The following is a 16,299-nucleotide window of genomic DNA, read 5'->3' on the forward strand; positions in this document are numbered from 1 at the left end:
ACAAGAGTTCCACGTGGGAAAGGGCGGAGCCTGGTCTCTCGCCGTACGACCGCACCGCCGCGCCACGAGGGCCCCCCCGCCCCCCGGTTGGGCCCCCCGGGCCTCTTCGGAATCAGCCGACGAAATTCTCGATCGGCCTGGAGAAGTCGGCACCGAGTTGCGACATCGCGTGGCCGAACTCCTTCTCACTGATCGCCTCACGGAGCGTGACCAACACGGCACGGACGCCGCTGTCGGCCTCGTCCGGCCTGAGCACGTTGCGCTGGGCCACACGCCGCACGAGCTCGTCGTAGTCGAAGCGCTCGATCTCCGCCGTGGCACCCCGCCGAACGGACTCCGCCAGACCCTCCGGGAGCTCCAGCGCCAGGTTCCGTGCCTCGCCCGAACTCAGCCGATGGGCGAGTGTCTCGAGCGTGGCACGCGTGAGATCGGCCGACTCCTGCCGAGTCAGGCCCGTACGTTGCGACACCGCCTGGACGAACGCCTTCTCTTCCACGCGCCGTCTCCTTTGCTGCCTTACCGACCCGAAGGCCACGCGGCCCCGGAACCAGCCTGACACGCGCTCGCCGGGCTCGCGCGGGCACCAGCGCGCGGGCCTGTCCTCTAACCCTTCGCGGACTTCTTCTCCTCGGCGTCCGCGATGACCGCCTCGGCGACCTGCTGCATGGACATACGGCGGTCCATGGAGGTCTTCTGGATCCACCGGAACGCGGCGGGCTCCGTCAGTCCGTACTGCGTCTGCAACACGGACTTGGCACGGTCAACCAGCTTGCGGGTCTCCAGGCGCTGGCTGAGGTCCGCAACCTCCTGCTCCAGCTGCTTCAACTCCGTGAACCGCGAGACGGCCATCTCGATCGCCGGCACGACGTCGCTCTTACTGAAGGGCTTCACGAGGTACGCCATCGCACCCGCGTCACGGGCCCGCTCGACGAGGTCGCGCTGCGAGAACGCGGTGAGCATCAGCACGGGGGCGATGCTCTCCTCGGCGATCTTCTCGGCGGCCGAGATCCCGTCCAGCTTGGGCATCTTGACGTCCAGGATCACCAGGTCCGGCCGGTGCTCACGGGCCAGCTCGACGGCCTGCTCCCCGTCCCCCGCCTCGCCCACGACGGCGTAGCCCTCTTCCTCGAGCATCTCTTTGAGGTCGAGGCGGATCAACGCCTCGTCCTCGGCGATGACGACACGGGTCGTCAGCGGAGGCACGTGCGACTTGTCGTCGTCGGCGACGGGCTGGGGCGACTCGGGGGCGGTCACGGGGGCTCCTCGTTCAGGGCGGGGTACTGCTGACAAGAGCCTACCCAGCTGCGGTATGGTGGTGTCACGGCGGGTGACCGCTGACCTTCGTTTCGAAGGGGCCCCGGTAGCCCAGCGGTAGAGGCCATGGATTCAAAACCCATACAGCGTCGGTTCGAATCCGACTCGGGGCACTTTTCCTTGGATTCCAAGGTCGCCACGGAAAAGCGGATGTTCCCGTTCTCGTGAACATCCGCTTTTTGCTGCACACGGTAGTGATCGCTCGCACAAAGTAGCCACATGTACGACATGGGCACACGCGAGCGAGCTCTGACACTTGTCGCTCAGGGGCGCAGCCTGAACTCCGTGAGCAAGGAGACCGGGGTATCCAGGTCAGCGATCCGTTGCTGGCAATCACGCATCGACCCGTTACCGCGCATACAGCGCACACCATGCTCAAGATGCGGCCCAGTGGCTGAGCGACCCTCCAACACGGCAGCGTACAGCTACCTCTTGGGGCTCTACCTCGGTGACGGCTGTATCAGCCCCGGCATGCGAGCGGGCTACGTTCTCCGCATCGCATGCGCCAACACTTGGCCAGGCCTCATCGAAGCTTGCGCTGCCGCCGTCGAAGCCATCAACCCCAGCAAGAAGTCGAACCGGGTCCAAGCAGTCGGGTACGTCTCAGTCGTCGGATACAGCCGGCATTGGCCCTGCCTCTTCCCCCAGCACGGCCCCGGCAAGAAGCACGAACGCCCGATCGCCCTCGAACCCTGGCAACAAGAAATCGTCGACGCTCACCCCTGGGAATTCATCCGCGGGCTCATCCACTCCGACGGCTGCCGGATCACCAATTGGACCGAGAAAGTCATCGCCGGTGAGCGCAAGCGCTACGAATACCCCCGGTACTTCTTCACCAACGTCTCCGACGACATCCGGCAGCTCTACACCGACACACTCGACAAGCTCGGCATCCAGTGGACGCACTGCACCCGCAACGGAAACCCGTTCAACATCTCCGTCGCCCGCAAAGCCTCCGTCGCCCTCATGGACGCCCACGTCGGGCCCAAGTACTGACAGCCGGTCCTACTTGGGGCTGTCGTCCTCGCCGATGTGGTGCACCCGTACCAGGTTCGTGGTGCCCGAGACGCCGGGCGGGGAGCCGGCCGTGATGACCACGATGTCGCCCTTCTCGCAGCGGCCGTACTTCAACAGCAGCTCGTCCACCTGGTCGACCATCGCGTCGGTGGAGCCGACGTGCGGTCCCAGGAACGTTTCTACGCCCCAGGTCAGGTTCAGCTCGGAGCGGGTGGCGGGGTCGGGAGTGAAGGCCAGCAGGGGGATCGGGGAACGGTAGCGGGACAGGCGGCGGACCGTGTCGCCGGACTGGGTGAAGGCGACGAGGAACTTGGCGCCGAGGAAGTCGCCCATCTCCGCCGCCGCGCGGGCGACGGCACCGCCGTGGGTGCGGGGCTTGTTGCGGTCGGTCAGAGGCGGCAGGCCCTTGGCGAGGATGTCCTCCTCGGCGGCCTCGACGATGCGGGACATCGTGCGGACGGTCTCCACGGGGTACTTGCCGACGCTCGTCTCGCCGGAGAGCATCACGGCGTCCGTGCCGTCGATGACGGCGTTGGCGACGTCGGACGCCTCGGCTCGTGTGGGGCGGGAGTTGTCGATCATCGAGTCGAGCATCTGGGTGGCGACGATGACCGGCTTGGCGTTGCGCTTGGCCAGCTTGATGGCGCGCTTCTGGACGATCGGGACCTGTTCGAGGGGCATTTCGACGCCCAGGTCACCGCGCGCGACCATGATGCCGTCGAAGGCGGCGACGATGTCGTCGATCGCGTCGACCGCCTGGGGCTTCTCGACCTTGGCGATGACGGGGAGGCGGCGGCCTTCCTCGTCCATGATGCGGTGGACGTCGTCGATGTCGCGGCCGCTGCGGACGAAGGAGAGGGCGATGACGTCGAAGCCGGTGCGCAGGGCCCAGCGGAGGTCCGCTTCGTCCTTGTCGGAGAGGGCGGGGACGGAGACGGCGACGCCGGGAAGGTTGAGGCCCTTGTGGTCGGAGACCATGCCGCCTTCGACGACGGTGGTGTGGACGCGGGGGCCGTCGACGGCGGTGACTTCGAGGCAGACCTTGCCGTCGTCGACGAGGATGCGTTCGCCGGGGGTGACGTCGGCCGCGAGGCCGGAGTACGTCGTGCCGCAGGTGAGGCGGTCGCCCTCGGCGCCTTCTTCGACGGTGATGGTGAAGGTGTCTCCGCGTTCAAGGAGTACGGGGCCTTCGGTGAAACGGCCGAGTCGGATCTTCGGGCCTTGAAGGTCGGCGAGCAGTCCGATGCTGCGGCCGGTCTCGTCGGAGGCCTTTCGCACGCGGTGGTAGCGCTCCTCGTGTTCGGCGTAGGTGCCGTGGCTGAGGTTGAAGCGGGCTACGTCCATTCCGGCGTCGACCAGTGCTTTGAGCTGGTCGTACGAGTCGGTGGCGGGGCCCAATGTACAGACGATTTTTGCTCGGCGCATGGTTTGAGCCTAGGCCTTACCGGTCGGTAGAGAATTGGTCCAGCATGACTACTCAACAACCTTTACGTGAAGCCTTATTGACAACAGTTGAATTGTGCGCCGGGGTGCTCTGATGAGCGCGTCGGTACTTCATGGCGACCGGTCCGCGTTTTACAGTTCCGGCGGTGCCATCGTGAATCGGGCGTTGACCTGGGCGTAGACGTGTTGGCGCTCGGGTTCGAGGTCGAGGGGGGCGGCTTCTTCGGGGGCGCCGCCGGCGAAGGACATGGAGCGCATGGCGCGGCCGGGGGCCGCCGGGTAGGGCTGGGCGTTCTCGGCGCCGATGTCGGCGAGTTCGACGAGCGCGGCGAGGGTGGTGCCGAGGGCTTCGGCGTATTCGCGGGCGCGTTGGACGGCTTCGCGGACCGCCTGCTGTCGGGCTTGGCGGTGGGAGGGCGAGTCGGGGCGCAGGGCCCACCAGGGGCCGTCGACCCGGGTGAGGTCGAGGTCTGCGAGGCGTGTCGTCAGCTCGCCGAGTGCGGTGAAGTCGGTGAGTTCGGCGGTGAGGTGGACGCGGCCGTGGTAGGCGCGGACGCGTTCGCCGCGGCCGTGTTTCGTGAGTTCCGGGCTGATGGAGAAGGCGCCGGTTTCGAGGCGTTCGACGGCGTCTCCGTAGGACTTCACGAGGTCCATGGCCGTCGCGTTGCGGCGGGTGAGGTCGGCGAGGGCCTCGCGTCGGTCGGTGCCGCGGGCGCTGACGGTGATGCCGATGCGGGCGATCTCGGGGTCGACTTCGAGGTGGGCTTCGCCGCGGACGGCGATGCGGGGTGATGCGGGGGTTCCGTAGGGGACTGCGGGTCGGGGTTCCTCTGCGGTGGGGGCCATACGCCCCACTCTGTCACCGGAAGGGCGGGCGTGGTGCCCGGTGGTCACCAGATGGAAACCTCCCGGACCTGTTCTGGAGTGTCATGCGTAGGTCAGAATCTACGCGCGTCGTTGACCAATTCCCAAGGAGCCATAGACATGCCGTTGAACCGCCGGAAGTTCCTGAAGAAGTCCGCCGTGACGGGTGCGGGGGTGGCGTTGACCGGTGCGGTCGCGGCTCCGTCCGCGCAGGCGGCGACCTCGGCGGCGGCAGGGGGTAGGAAGAAGCCTGTGAAGCGGCACTCCCTCACCGTCATGGGCACGACGGACCTGCACGGACATGTCTTCAACTGGGACTACTTCAAGGACGCGGAGTACAAGGACACGGCGGGCAACGCGCAGGGTCTGGCGCGGATCTCGACGCTGGTGAACGAGATCCGCGAGGAGAAGGGGCGTTGCAACACCCTCCTTCTGGACGCGGGCGACACGATCCAGGGCACCCCGCTGACGTACTACTACGCGAAGGTGGACCCGATCACCGCCAAGGGTGGTCCGGTGCACCCGATGGCGCAGGCGATGAACGCGATCGGCTATGACGCGGTGGCGCTGGGCAACCACGAGTTCAACTACGGCATCGAGACGCTGCGGAAGTTCGAGTCGCAGTGCCGCTTCCCGCTGCTCGGTGCGAACGCGCTGGACGCGAAGACGCTGAAGCCGGCCTTCCCTCCGTACTTCATGAAGACGTTCCACGTGCCGGGCGCGCCGTCGGTGAAGGTGGCGGTGCTCGGTCTGACGAACCCGGGTATCGCGATCTGGGACAAGGCGTACGTCCAGGGGAAGTTGACGTTCCCGGGTCTGGAGGAGCAGGCGGCGAAGTGGGTGCCGAAGCTACGGTCGATGGGTGCGGACGTGGTCGTCGTGTCGGCGCACTCCGGTTCGTCCGGCACGTCCTCCTACGGTGACCAGCTGCCGTACGTCGAGAACTCGGCGGCGCTCGTCGCCCAGCAGGTGCCGGGGATCGACGCGATTCTCGTCGGGCACGCGCACGTGGAGATCCCGGAGCTGAAGGTCACCAACGCCGAGACCGGCAGGACGGTGGTGCTGTCGGAGCCGCTGGCGTATGCGGAGCGGCTGTCGGTGTTCGACTTCGAACTGGTCCTCGAGAAGGGGAAGTGGCAGGTCGAGTCGGTGGCGGCCACGGTCCGCAACTCGAACTCGGTCGCCGACGACCCGAAGATCACCCGGTTGCTGAAGGACGAGCACGACCTGGTGGTGGCGTACGTCAACCAGGTGGTCGGCACGGCCACGGACACGCTGACGACGGTCGAGGCGCGTTACAAGGACGCCCCGATCATCGACCTGATCACCAAGGTGCAGGAGGACGTGGTCAAGGCGGCGCTGGTGGGCACGGAGTACGCGTCGCTGCCCGTGATCGCGCAGGCCTCGCCGTTCTCGCGCACCTCCGAGATCCCGGCCGGCAAGGTGACGATCCGGGATCTGTCGAGCCTGTACGTGTACGACAACACGCTGGTCGCGAAGGTGCTGACGGGGGCGCAGGTGCGGGCGTACCTGGAGTACTCGGCGAACTACTTCGTGCGGACGGCGGCCGGTGCGGTGATCGACACGGAGAAGCTGACCAACGCGAACAACCGTCCGGACTACAACTACGACTATGTGTCGGGGCTGCGCTACGACATCGACATCGCGCAGGCGGAGGGTTCGCGGATCAAGAACCTGACGTACAACGGTGCGGCGCTGGACGACGCGCAGCAGTTCGTGTTCGCGGTGAACAACTACCGGGCGAACGGTGGCGGCGCCTTCCCGCATGTGGCGTCCGCGAAGGAGGTCTGGTCGGAGTCGACGGAGATCCGTACCCGGATCGCCGAGTGGGTGACCGCGAAGGGTGTGCTCGACCCGAAGGAGTTCGCTTCGGTGGACTGGAAGCTCACGCGGGACGGCACGCCGGTCTTCTAGCCCGCCTGTTCCAGCATGCTGGTCTTCTGGACCCCGGACGTGTGTCCGGGGTCTTCTTCTTACCGTCCGTCGACGAGCGGGGTGAGGGTCTGGGCGGTGTGGCGGGCGGGCGGGACCTGGGACTGGGGTTCGAGTCCGAAGGTGGTGAAGGCCGTACGGCGCGGGAGCGGGTAGGGGTCTTTGCCCGTCAGCGAGTTGAGGATGGTTGCGCTGCGCCAGGCGGCGAGGCCGAGGTCGGGGGCCCCGACGCCGTGGGTGTGGAGTTCGGCGTTCTGGACGTAGACGCGGCCGGTGACGGAGGGGTCGAGGGCCAGGCGGAACTGGTCGTCGATGCGGGGGCGCTCGGCGCTGTCGCGGTGCAGGTAGGGGTCGAGTCCGGCGAGGATCTGGCCGAGGGGGCGTTCGCGGTAGCCGGTGGCGAGGACCACGGCGTCGGTGGTGAGGCGGGTGCGGGCGCCCTGCTGGCCGTGTTCGAGGTGGAGTTCGACCTTGGTGGTGGCGACGCGGCCCGCGGTGCGGACGGTGACGGCGGGGGTGAGGACGGCGTCGGGCCAGCCGCCGTGGAGGGTGCGCCGGTAGAGCTCGTCGTGGATGGCGGCGATGGTGTCGGCGTCGATGCCCTTGTGGAGTTGCCATTGGGCGGCGACGAGCCGGTCGCGTACGGGCTCGGTGAGGGCGTGGAAGTAGCGGGTGTAGTCGGGGGTGAAGTGTTCGAGGCCGAGCTTGGAGTACTCCATCGGGGCGAACGCCTCGGTGCGGGCGAGCCAGTGGATCTTCTCGTGGCCGGCGGGCCGGTTGCGCAGGAGGTCGAGGAAGACCTCGGCGCCCGACTGCCCCGCGCCGATGACGGTGATGTGTTCGGCGGTGAGGAAGCGTTCGCGGTGGGCGAGGTAGTCCGCGGCGTGGATGACGGGGACGCCGGGGGCATCGACGAGGGGTTTGAGGGGCTCGGGGATGTGGGGTGCGGTGCCGACGCCGAGGACGATGTTGCGGGTGTAGGTACGGCCGAGGGCCTCGGCTTCTCCCTCGTTGTCGAGCTGGGTGAAGTCGACTTCGAACAGGGCGCGTTCGGGGTTCCAGCGGACGGCGTCGACCTGGTGGCCGAAGTGGAGTGCGGGGAGGCGGCCGGCGACCCAGCGGCAGTAGGCGTCGTACTCGGCGCGCTGCATGTGGAAGCGCTCGGCGAAGTAGAAGGGGAAGAGGCGGTCGCGGTCCTTGAGGTAGTTGAGGAAGGACCAGGGGCTGGCGGGGTCGGCCAGGGTGACCAGGTCGGCGAGGAAGGGGACTTGGAGGGTGGCGCCGTCGATGAGCAGACCTGGGTGCCAGTCGAAGCCGGGGCGCTGTTCGTAGAAGACGCTGTCGAGTTCGGGGAGGGGGTGGGCGAGGGCGGCGAGGGAGAGGTTGAACGGGCCGATGCCGATGCCCACGAGGTCGCGGGGCGCGTCGGGTTCGTGGGGTGGGGGGAGGGGCGTCGGGCTCATCGGGGTGTGTGTCCTTCCACCAGTTTCAGGAGCGCGGCCAGGTCGCCCGGCCGGGTGTGGGGGTTGAGGAGGGTGGCTTTGAGCCAGAGCCGGTCGTCGAGCAGGGCTCGGCCGAGGACGGCGCGTCCTTCGTGGAGCAGGGTGCGGCGTACGGCGGCGACGGCTTCGTCGGAGGCCTCGGCGGGGCGGAAGAGGACGGTGCTGAGGGTGGGCGGGTCGTAGAGCTCGAAGCCGGGGTGTGCTTCGACGAGGTCCGCCAGCTCGACGGCGCGGGCGCAGACCTGGTCGACGAGCGCGCCGAGTCCCGTTCGTCCCAGGGTTTTGAGGGTGACGGCGACTTTGAGGATGTCGGGGCGTCGGCTGGTGCGCAGGGAGCGGCCCAGGAGGTCGGGGAGGCCCGCTTCGGTGTCGTCGTCGGCGTTGAGGTAGTCGGCGCGGTGGCTCAGGGCGTCGAGGTCGTGGGGGTCCTTGACGGCGAGGAGGCCTGCGGCGACGGGCTGCCAGCCGAGTTTGTGCAGGTCGAGGGTGACGGTGTGGGCGCGGTCGAGTCCGTCGAGTTTGCCGCGGTGGTGGTCGCTGAAGAGGAGGCCTCCGCCGTAGGCGGCGTCGATGTGGAGGCGGGTGCCGTGGGCTTCGCAGAGGTCGGCGATGTCGGGCAGGGGGTCGATGAGTCCGGCGTCGGTGGTGCCTGCGGTGGCGGCCACGAGGAGGGAGCCGCGGAGGCCTTGGAGTTCGGTGAGGGCTTCGTCGAGGGCGGCGAGGTCCATGGTGCCGGCGGGGGCGGGGACGACGACGGGGTCGGGCAGACCGAGGAGCCAGGCGGAGCGGGGCAGGGAGTGGTGGGCGTTGGCGCCGTGGATGAGCCGCACGCCGGCGTGTGCCTCCCGGGCGAGGAGGAGGGCGAGTTGGTTGGACTCGGTGCCGCCGGTGGTGACCAGGGCGTCGCCGGCGCCGATCTCCTGGGCGAGGGCCCGGGTGACGAGTGCCTCCAGTTCCGAGGCGGCCGGGGCCTGGTCCCAGGAGTCCATGGAGGGGTTGAGGGCGGAGGCGGCGAGGTCGGCGGCGGTGGCGACGGCGAGGGGTGGGCAGTGCAGGTGGGCGGCGCACAGGGGGTCGGCGGGGTCGGCCGCGCCCTCGGCGAGAGCCCGTACGACGACGCGCAGGGCGTCTTCGGTTCCCTGCTCGGGCAGTACGTCGCCGAGCGCGTCCCGTACGCGCCGGGCCACGCTCTGCGGTCCGCCGGCGGGCAGTGGTCCCCCGCGTGCCTCGCCGCCTTCGCGCAGTGCGTCGAGGACGGTGTCGAGCAGCGGCCGCAGCGCGCCGGGACCTTCGGGGCCTGAGGCGAGGGGCGGCGTGCTCATGAGGTGTCCTCCGGTGGGCGCGCGGCAGGGGGTACCAGCCTGTACGGGGATGGGCCTGCGCGCCCTGAAAGGTCAACGATCCGACCCGTATGGGGGTACTGGTGGGCGGAGGAAATGTGAGTGGGGGGTGAAGCTGCTAGACGCCGCGCCGGGCCGGGAGCCACCTTTCCTCGCCCCCGGCCGCCCCTGCCCGTCCCATCCCTGGGGGCATGCCCCCAGACCCCCTCGGCCTGAACGGTCTCGTCCTCAAACGCCGGACGGGCTGAAGGCTTTCGGGGGCGCGGGGAACTGCGCGACCAGTCCCCGGCCGCCCGCGGACCAAGGTCGTGTTATGCGGTTCGTACCTTCAAGGCTCGTGTCAGGTCGTCGAGTTGGTCGACAAGTTTGCGGCGGAGGGCGGGGATGGGGTCGGCGTCGCGGAGGCACGCTTCGCCGAGGGCAAGGGTGTCGAGGGTGACGGCGTAGACGGGGAACGCGTAGCGCCCGGCGGCGTCGGCGATGGCGGGGCCGCGACGTGCGGAGACGGCGACGGCGTCGGCCCAGTAGCGCTCGACGTACTCCTGGACGAGGTGGGTCTGTTCGGGCTGCCAGAAGCCCTGGGCGGTGGCGGTGAAGAGGTAGTTGGAGAGGTGGTCGGAGGTGAACATCTCGTCCCAGGCGCGGCGCTTGGCCTCGGGGTCGGGCAGCGCGGCGCGGCAGCGGGCGGCGCCTTCCTGGCCGGTGGCGCTGGGGTCCTGGACGAGTTCGGCCTCGATGACGGCGTCGTCGATGGCGCCGAGGACGGCGAGCCGGCCGAGGATGCGCCAGCGCAGTTCGGGGTCGAGTTCGGGTCCGCCGGGGACGGTGCCTTCGGAGAACCAGGCGCTGATGGTGTCGGGGTGGGCGGCGACGTCGATGTAGTGGCGCACGGCGGTGAGGCGCAGGCCGGGGTGGGAGCCGTCCTCGGTGCGGCGGATGAGGTCGCGGCAGAGGTCGGTGAGGGTGGCGAGGGCGGTGGGGCGGTCCTCGGCGGGGAGGTAGCGGTCGGCGACCTGGGCGGCGGCGAACGACAGGACGCCCTGGACGAGGGCGAGGTCGCTCTCGTGCGGAAGGTGGGCGCGGGCGGCGTCGATGTAGGCCATGGCGGGCAGTTCGCCGTCGCGGACGGCGTCGCGCAGGGCGTTCCAGACGACCGCGCGGGTGAGGGGCTCGGGCAGTCCGGCGAGGGCGGTGCGCACGGCCTGGAAGGACTCGGGGTCGAAGCGGACCTTGGCGTAGGAGAGGTCGCCGTCGTTGAGGAGGAGCAGGGCGGGGCGCTTGCCGATCACGGTCGGCTCGGTCCCCGGGACGTCGGCTTCGAGGCGGTCGCGCAGGGTGAGGCGGCCTTGGACGCCGAGGTCGTGGTCGTAGAGGCCTACGGCGATGCGGTGCGGGCGGCTGCCGTGGTGTTCGACGGTGAGGGTGTGGGTGCCGTCGGGTCCGGCGGTGAGGGTGGGGGTGAGGGTGTCGACGCCGGTGGTGCGCAGCCAGGAGTCGGCCCAGGCGTGGACGTCGCGTTCGGTGGCGGAGGCCAGGTTGTCGATGAAGTCGGCGAGGGTGGCGTTGGCGAACTTGTGGCGGGCGAAGTGGGTGTTGATGCCGGCCAGGAAGTCCTTCTCGCCGAGCCAGGTGACGAGTTGGCGCAGGGCGGAGGCGCCCTTGGCGTAGGAGATGCCGTCGAAGTTGAGCATGGCGGACGCGGTGTCGGGGACGGCGTCCGGGTCGGGGGCGACGGGGTGGGTGGAGGGGCGTTGGTCGGCGTCGTAGCCCCAGGGTTTGCGGGTGACGCCGAAGTCGGTCCAGGTGTCGGTGAAGCGGGTGGCTTCGGTGAGGGTCTGGTAGCCCATGTACTCGGCGAAGGACTCGTTCAGCCAGATGTCGTCCCACCAGCGCAGGGTGACGAGGTCGCCGAACCACATGTGGGCCATTTCGTGGGCGATGACCATGGCGCGGGTCTGGCGTTCGGTGTCGGTGACGGCGGAGCGGTAGACGAACTCGTCGCGGAAGGTGACAAGGCCGGGGTTCTCCATGGCGCCGGCGTTGAACTCGGGGACGAACGCCTGGTCGTAGGAGTCGAAGGGGTAGGGCTCGTCGAACTTCTCGTGGTAGCGGTCGAAGCAGGCGCGGGTGACGTCGAGGATCTCGTCGGCGTCGGCGTCGAGGTGGGGGGCGAGTGAGCGCCGGCAGTGGATGCCGAAGGGCAGGCCGCGGTGCTCGGTGCGGACGGAGTGCCAGGGGCCGGCGGCGACGGCGACGAGGTAGGTGGAGATCAGCGGGGTGGGGGCGACCTGCCAGCGGCCCTCCCCCAGGTGTTCGGTGACGCCGTTGGCGAGGACGGTCCAGCCGCCGGGGGCGGTCACGGAGAGTTCGAAGACGGCCTTCAGGTCGGGCTGGTCGAAGGCGGCGAAGACGCGCTGGACGTCTTCCATGAACAGCTGGGTGTAGAGGTAGGTCTCGCCGTCGGTGGGGTCGGTGAAGCGGTGCATGCCCTCGCCGGTGCGGGAGTAGCGCATCGTCGCGTCGACGCGCAGTTCGTGCTCGCCCGCGGTGAGGCCCTTGAGGGGCAGCCGGTTCTCGTCGAGGGTCTCGGGGTCGAGGGGCTGGCCGTCGAGGGTGACGGAGCGCAGTTCGGCGGGCTTCAGCTCGACGAAGGTGTCCGCGTCGGCGCGGGCGGTGAACCGGATGACGGTCAGGGAGCCGAAGGTCTCGTCCCCGTGGGTCACGTCGAGTGCGATCCCGTAGTGGTGGACGTCGAGGAGCTGGGCACGGGTCTGCGCTTCGTCGCGCGTCAGTACGGACATGGGGGACATGCTGCCTGATGGCTCGGACAGGACACAGGGTCGGTCCGGTATGCGGCGTTTGTTCGGCACGGTCGCGGCGGGATCGGCGTACTCAGGCGGTGCGGTCCTGTTCCCGCGCGTTCCGTACCTCCCGTACCTCCCGTATCTCTCGCGCCTCCCGCGCCTCCCGTGCGTCGGTGTGGCCGTCGCGTTGTGGGGGGACGCGGGTATCGGGGTGGAGGCGGCCCGGGGCGGGCGGTGAGGCGCGGTCCGCGGTCCGGGCGCGCAACTCGCGCACCTCCGCCTCCAGGGCCCGGCGGCGCTGGTGGGTGTCGTACAGGTAGCGGACCTTGGTGCGCAGGGTCCAGGGGTCGACGGGTTTCATGACGAGGTCGGCGACGCCGAGGGCGAACGCGGTGGCGGACAGTTCGGTGTCCGGTCCGAAGCCGGTGAGCAGGATGACCGGGATGTGCTGGGTCTGTTCCACGCGGCGCATGTAGCGCACGACGTCGAGGCCGCTGACGCCGGGCATGCGCACGTCGAGGAGGAGCAGTCCGACCTGGCCGCGCAGCACTTCCTTGAGGGCGTCGTCGCCGCTGGTCGCGCGGGTCACGAGGTGGCCCAGCGGGGCGAGGGCGCTTTCGAGCGCGTACAGCGTGTCCTCGTGGTCGTCGACGATGAGGATCTTGGCATCCGACGGCATGGCCCGACGTCCCCTCGATCGGCCACATGCCGGCCCGCGCCGGTACGGGCGGGGGGGCGGGTGCCATGGATGGCGGGTGGCGGGTGCCCCGGGGCCCGTACGGAGGGTCGGCCGGCATGTGCCATTGGCCTGACACCTGACAGGGAGTGCTCACGCAGGATGCACGCCGGGAGCGCCCGGTGTCACTCCCCCGTGGCCGCCGCGCCCCGCCCGGCACCGTCCGCGATGCTCTCGTGGTGCCGGATGACCTCGGCGATGATGAAATTCAGCAACTTTTCCGCGAAGGCCGGATCCAGCTTGGCGCTCTCGGCGAGGCGGCGCAGCCGGGCGATCTGGTGGGCCTCGCGGGACGGGTCGGCGGGCGGCAGCTGGTGGGCCGCCTTGAGATGGCCGACCTGTTGGGTGCATTTGAAGCGTTCGGCGAGCATGTGGACGACGGCGGCGTCGATGTTGTCGATGCTGTCGCGCAGCCGGGCGAGTTCCGCGCGCACGGCGGGGTCGACCTCGCCGCCCGCCCCGTCGCTGGTGTTGCTGGTGTCGCTGGTGTCGCTGGTGTCGCTGGTGGTCATGAGGAGCAACTTTACGTGGCGTGCGGGGGCTCGATCATGGGTGGATCGTCGGGGTCGGGTATGCGGTCGCTCCAGCCGCCGGGGAGGGTGCGGCCCTGCTGTTCGCGAAAGCGGACGGGGGCCATGCCGACTCGGCGGGTGAACAGGCGGGAGAAGTAGGCGGGGTCGTCGTAGCCGACGCGTCGGGCGACCGCGGCGACGGGGAGTTCGGTGGCGGCGAGGAGTTCCTTGGCGCGGCCCAGGCGGATGCCGAGGAGGTAGTCCTTGGGGCTGCGGCCGGCACCGCGGCGGACGGCGGCGCGCAGTTCGGTGGGGGTCATGCCGTGCCGGGCCGCGTGCTCGGCGACGGACAGTGGCTGGAACGCGTCACGGGCGAGGGCGTGCAGGACGGGGTCGCCGTCGGGGGCGAGGTCGGCGCGGGCGCGGCGCAGGGCGACGAGGAGTTCGTGGACGGCGGCGCCGGTCTCGACTTCGAGGAGGGGGTTGTCGCGGCGGGCGGCGCGGGCGATGCGGCCGACGGTGGCGCGGGCGCCGGTGGCGTCGGAGAGCGGCACGACGGGGCGGTCGGGTTCGATGTAGCCGAGTTCGGTGTACGTGGCGGTGGCGGGCCCGGTGAAGTCGACGAAGCACTCGTCCCAGCTGGGGTCGGGTCCGTAGTGGTGGGGTACGCCGGGGGTGAGCCAGAGCAGGGCGGGCGCGGTGACGGTGTGGTGGTGTCCGTCGGGGCCCCGGAACCAGCCGCCGCCCGCGCTGACGACGACGGCCACGTGGTGGTCGAGGGTGCGGGGCCCGACGGTGGGCAGTTCGCCGTACTGCAGGCCTACGCCGAGGCAGGCGAGGCCGAGCCGGTGGTGGACGGGAGCGGGGGAGAAATAGCGCATCCAGGTGTGGTGCATCCGCGCGCCTCCCCTCCTTGGCGCCCTTGCCGCCGGCGTCACTCTTTGGTCCAACCAGAGCTGATCTTTGTCCATGGACGTGGCCGCCGCCAGAGGTGAGGGTGAGCTCATGAGCGAGTTCACGGTGGGGGACACGGATTTTCTGCTGGACGGGCGCCCGGTGCGGCTGCTGTCCGGCGCGTTGCACTACTTCCGGGTGCACGAGGAGCAGTGGGGGCATCGGCTGGGGATGCTGCGGGCGATGGGGCTCAACTGTGTGGAGACGTACGTCCCGTGGAATCTGCACGAGCCGCGCCAGGGTGAGTACCGGGACGTCCAGGCACTGGGCCGGTTCCTGGACGCCGTGCGGGAGGCGGGCCTGTGGGCGATCGTGCGCCCCGGCCCGTACATCTGCGCGGAGTGGGAGAACGGGGGGCTGCCGCACTGGCTGACGGGGCGGCTGCGCACCCGGGACGAGGAGTACGTGGGGCACGTGGAGCGCTGGTTCCACCAGGTGCTGCACGAGATCGTGCCGCGGCAGATCGACCGCGGCGGGCCGGTGCTGATGGTGCAGGTCGAGAACGAGTACGGAAGTTACGGCTCCGACCAGGTGTATCTGCGGCGCCTGGCGGACGTGTTGCGGGCCAAGGGCGTGAGCGCCGCGCTGGTCACCTCGGACGGTCCCGAGGACCACATGCTCACCGGCGGTTCGATCCCCGGTGTCCTCGCGACCGTCAACTTCGGCTCCCGCGCGCGTGAGGCCTTCGAGGTACTGCGCCGGCACCGGCCCGAGGGGCCGCTGATGTGCATGGAGTTCTGGTGCGGCTGGTTCGACCACTGGGGCGGCGAGCATGTCGTACGGGATGCGGGGGACGCGGCACAGGCGCTGCGCGAGATCCTGGAGTGTGGGGCTTCGGTCAACCTGTACATGGCGCACGGGGGTACCAACTTCGCGGGCTGGGCGGGGGCGAACCGGGGCGGGGGCGCGCTGCACGAGGGCCCTTTGGAGCCCGACGTCACCTCCTACGACTACGACGCGCCCATCGACGAACTGGGGCGTCCCACCGAGAAGTTCTGGCGCTTCAGGGAGGTCCTGGGCGCGTACGCGGACGGGCCGCTGCCGGAGCTGCCGCCGGCGCCCGCGCCGCTCGGTGCGGGCGCGGGCGTCGATCTTCGGGAGTGGGCCGCTCTGGACGCCGTACTGGAGACACTGGGCGGCCGGGACGCCGAGTACCCCGTCCCGCCCACCTTCGAGGAACTGGACGTCGACCGGGGCCTGGTGAAGTACGAGGTGACCGTCCCCGGTCCGCGGGCGCCGTACCCCTTCCTGCTGCGCGGGCTGCGGGACCTGGCGGTGGTGTACGTCGACGGTGTGGCGGCCGGTGTGCTCACCGAGGACGATCCGGAGCTCAAGGAGCCAGTCGCGGGGCACGCGCGCGTGGAGGCGTGGGTGGAGTCCCTGGGGAGGGTCAACTACGGTCCGCGTTCGGGTGAGCCGAAGGGCATCACCGGGGGGATGCTGCACGAGCGGCAGTATCTGCACGGGGTGCGGGCGCGGGGGCTGCGGCTTGACGCGTTCGACGGTGAGGGTGTGGGACGGGTGCCGTTCGGGGGGCTGCCCGTGGAGGGCGGTCGCGGGCTGTACCGGGGCACCGTGGAGGTGCGTGGCGTCGGGGACGCCTTCCTGGAACTTCCGGGCTGGACGCGGGGGTTCGTGTGGGTCAACGGGTTCTGTCTCGGGCGGTACTGGTCGGTGGGGCCGCAGCGGTCGTTGTACGTTCCCGGGCCGGTGCTGCGTGAGGGTACCAACGAGGTGTGGGTCCTGGAGCTCCAGGAAGCGTCGCCGACGGCGCCCGTCCTCAGCGTCCCGGTGTAACCACAACCGCCTCCCTCGCCCCCGCCGCCCCTACCCGCCCCATCCCCCACCTGAGGGCTCCGC

General features: G+C 69.9%; 13 protein-coding genes and 1 tRNA gene. 4 read left to right on the top strand and 10 right to left on the bottom strand.

Annotated elements, in window-relative coordinates:
- Positions 1-112: 112 nt before the first annotated feature.
- A complete protein-coding gene (locus tag ACZ7M2_RS01395; RefSeq protein WP_403693168.1) occupies positions 113-496 on the bottom strand; it encodes a DUF2267 domain-containing protein in 384 nt (127 codons plus the stop codon).
- Between the two features lie 107 nt (positions 497-603).
- The gene (locus ACZ7M2_RS01400; RefSeq protein ID WP_471593680.1) at positions 604-1,254 is read right to left on the bottom strand and encodes an ANTAR domain-containing response regulator; all 651 of its coding nucleotides are present in this window, start codon (positions 1,252-1,254) and stop codon (positions 604-606) included.
- Positions 1,255-1,354: 100 nt separating this feature from the next.
- Between ACZ7M2_RS01400 and ACZ7M2_RS01405 the strand changes: the two genes are divergently transcribed.
- A tRNA-Leu gene (locus tag ACZ7M2_RS01405) sits at positions 1,355-1,427 on the top strand.
- 106 nt (positions 1,428-1,533) lie between these two features.
- Positions 1,534-2,310 carry a transcriptional regulator gene (locus tag ACZ7M2_RS01410; protein WP_471593681.1) on the top strand — a complete coding sequence of 259 codons (777 nt, stop codon included), beginning with the start codon at positions 1,534-1,536 and terminating at the stop codon, positions 2,308-2,310.
- Positions 2,311-2,319: 9 nt separating this feature from the next.
- Here the strand turns inward: ACZ7M2_RS01410 and pyk are convergent, their stop codons facing one another.
- Both pyk and ACZ7M2_RS01420 read right to left on the bottom strand, forming a co-directional pair.
- On the bottom strand, positions 2,320-3,756 hold the full coding sequence (pyk, locus tag ACZ7M2_RS01415) for a pyruvate kinase (RefSeq protein ID WP_471593682.1): 1,437 nt from the start codon (positions 3,754-3,756) through the stop codon (positions 2,320-2,322).
- Positions 3,757-3,906: 150 nt separating this feature from the next.
- Complete coding sequence (locus tag ACZ7M2_RS01420; RefSeq protein WP_471593683.1) at positions 3,907-4,620, bottom strand: SIMPL domain-containing protein; 714 nt, start codon at positions 4,618-4,620, stop codon at positions 3,907-3,909.
- A 138-nt stretch (positions 4,621-4,758) separates the two neighbouring features.
- On the opposite strand from ACZ7M2_RS01420, the gene ACZ7M2_RS01425 reads away from it, so the two are divergent.
- Entirely contained in the window at positions 4,759-6,573 is a 1,815-nt protein-coding gene (locus ACZ7M2_RS01425; RefSeq protein WP_471593684.1) for a bifunctional metallophosphatase/5'-nucleotidase, read from the top strand.
- Between the two features lie 59 nt (positions 6,574-6,632).
- Here the strand turns inward: ACZ7M2_RS01425 and ACZ7M2_RS01430 are convergent, their stop codons facing one another.
- The 6 genes from ACZ7M2_RS01430 to ACZ7M2_RS01455 all read right to left on the bottom strand — a co-directional run bounded on the left by ACZ7M2_RS01430 (position 6,633) and on the right by ACZ7M2_RS01455 (position 14,381).
- Positions 6,633-8,054 (bottom strand): lysine N(6)-hydroxylase/L-ornithine N(5)-oxygenase family protein, encoded by a 1,422-nt coding sequence (locus tag ACZ7M2_RS01430; RefSeq protein WP_471593685.1) that lies wholly within the window; start codon positions 8,052-8,054, stop codon positions 6,633-6,635.
- Complete coding sequence (locus tag ACZ7M2_RS01435) at positions 8,051-9,415, bottom strand: pyridoxal phosphate-dependent decarboxylase family protein (RefSeq protein WP_471593686.1); 1,365 nt, start codon at positions 9,413-9,415, stop codon at positions 8,051-8,053. The genes ACZ7M2_RS01430 and ACZ7M2_RS01435 overlap by 4 nt, the downstream gene beginning before the upstream one ends.
- 329 nt (positions 9,416-9,744) lie before the next feature.
- A complete protein-coding gene (gene pepN, locus ACZ7M2_RS01440; protein ID WP_471593687.1) occupies positions 9,745-12,243 on the bottom strand; it encodes an aminopeptidase N in 2,499 nt (832 codons plus the stop codon).
- Positions 12,244-12,325: 82 nt separating this feature from the next.
- Entirely contained in the window at positions 12,326-12,916 is a 591-nt protein-coding gene (locus ACZ7M2_RS01445; protein ID WP_471593688.1) for a response regulator, read from the bottom strand.
- Positions 12,917-13,098: 182 nt separating this feature from the next.
- Entirely contained in the window at positions 13,099-13,485 is a 387-nt protein-coding gene (locus ACZ7M2_RS01450; RefSeq protein WP_471593689.1) for a chorismate mutase, read from the bottom strand.
- Between the two features lie 11 nt (positions 13,486-13,496).
- Positions 13,497-14,381 carry a helix-turn-helix domain-containing protein gene (locus tag ACZ7M2_RS01455; RefSeq protein ID WP_471593690.1) on the bottom strand — a complete coding sequence of 295 codons (885 nt, stop codon included), beginning with the start codon at positions 14,379-14,381 and terminating at the stop codon, positions 13,497-13,499.
- A gap of 109 nt (positions 14,382-14,490) precedes the next feature.
- Here ACZ7M2_RS01455 and ACZ7M2_RS01460 point away from each other — a divergent pair, with 109 nt between their 5' ends.
- Positions 14,491-16,236: a glycoside hydrolase family 35 protein gene (locus ACZ7M2_RS01460; protein ID WP_471593691.1), complete on the top strand. Its 1,746-nt coding sequence runs from the start codon at positions 14,491-14,493 to the stop codon at positions 16,234-16,236.
- Positions 16,237-16,299: the final 63 nt, after the last annotated feature.

Source organism: Streptomyces sp. NPDC111507 (assembly GCF_055638955.1).

Bases quoted from the DNA above. Each gene is read 5' to 3' on its own strand.
- ACZ7M2_RS01410 (WP_471593681.1), top strand. From the start codon at position 1,534: ATGTACGACATGGGCACACGCGAGCGAGCTCTGACACTTGTCGCTCAG.
- pyk (WP_471593682.1), bottom strand. From the start codon at position 3,756: ATGCGCCGAGCAAAAATCGTCTGTACATTGGGCCCCGCCACCGACTCG.
- ACZ7M2_RS01420 (WP_471593683.1), bottom strand. From the start codon at position 4,620: ATGGCCCCCACCGCAGAGGAACCCCGACCCGCAGTCCCCTACGGAACC.
- ACZ7M2_RS01425 (WP_471593684.1), top strand. From the start codon at position 4,759: ATGCCGTTGAACCGCCGGAAGTTCCTGAAGAAGTCCGCCGTGACGGGT.
- ACZ7M2_RS01430 (WP_471593685.1), bottom strand. From the start codon at position 8,054: ATGAGCCCGACGCCCCTCCCCCCACCCCACGAACCCGACGCGCCCCGC.
- ACZ7M2_RS01435 (WP_471593686.1), bottom strand. From the start codon at position 9,415: ATGAGCACGCCGCCCCTCGCCTCAGGCCCCGAAGGTCCCGGCGCGCTG.
- pepN (WP_471593687.1), bottom strand. From the start codon at position 12,243: ATGTCCCCCATGTCCGTACTGACGCGCGACGAAGCGCAGACCCGTGCC.
- ACZ7M2_RS01445 (WP_471593688.1), bottom strand. From the start codon at position 12,916: ATGCCGTCGGATGCCAAGATCCTCATCGTCGACGACCACGAGGACACG.
- ACZ7M2_RS01450 (WP_471593689.1), bottom strand. From the start codon at position 13,485: ATGACCACCAGCGACACCAGCGACACCAGCGACACCAGCAACACCAGC.
- ACZ7M2_RS01455 (WP_471593690.1), bottom strand. From the start codon at position 14,381: ATGCACCACACCTGGATGCGCTATTTCTCCCCCGCTCCCGTCCACCAC.
- ACZ7M2_RS01460 (WP_471593691.1), top strand. From the start codon at position 14,491: ATGAGCGAGTTCACGGTGGGGGACACGGATTTTCTGCTGGACGGGCGC.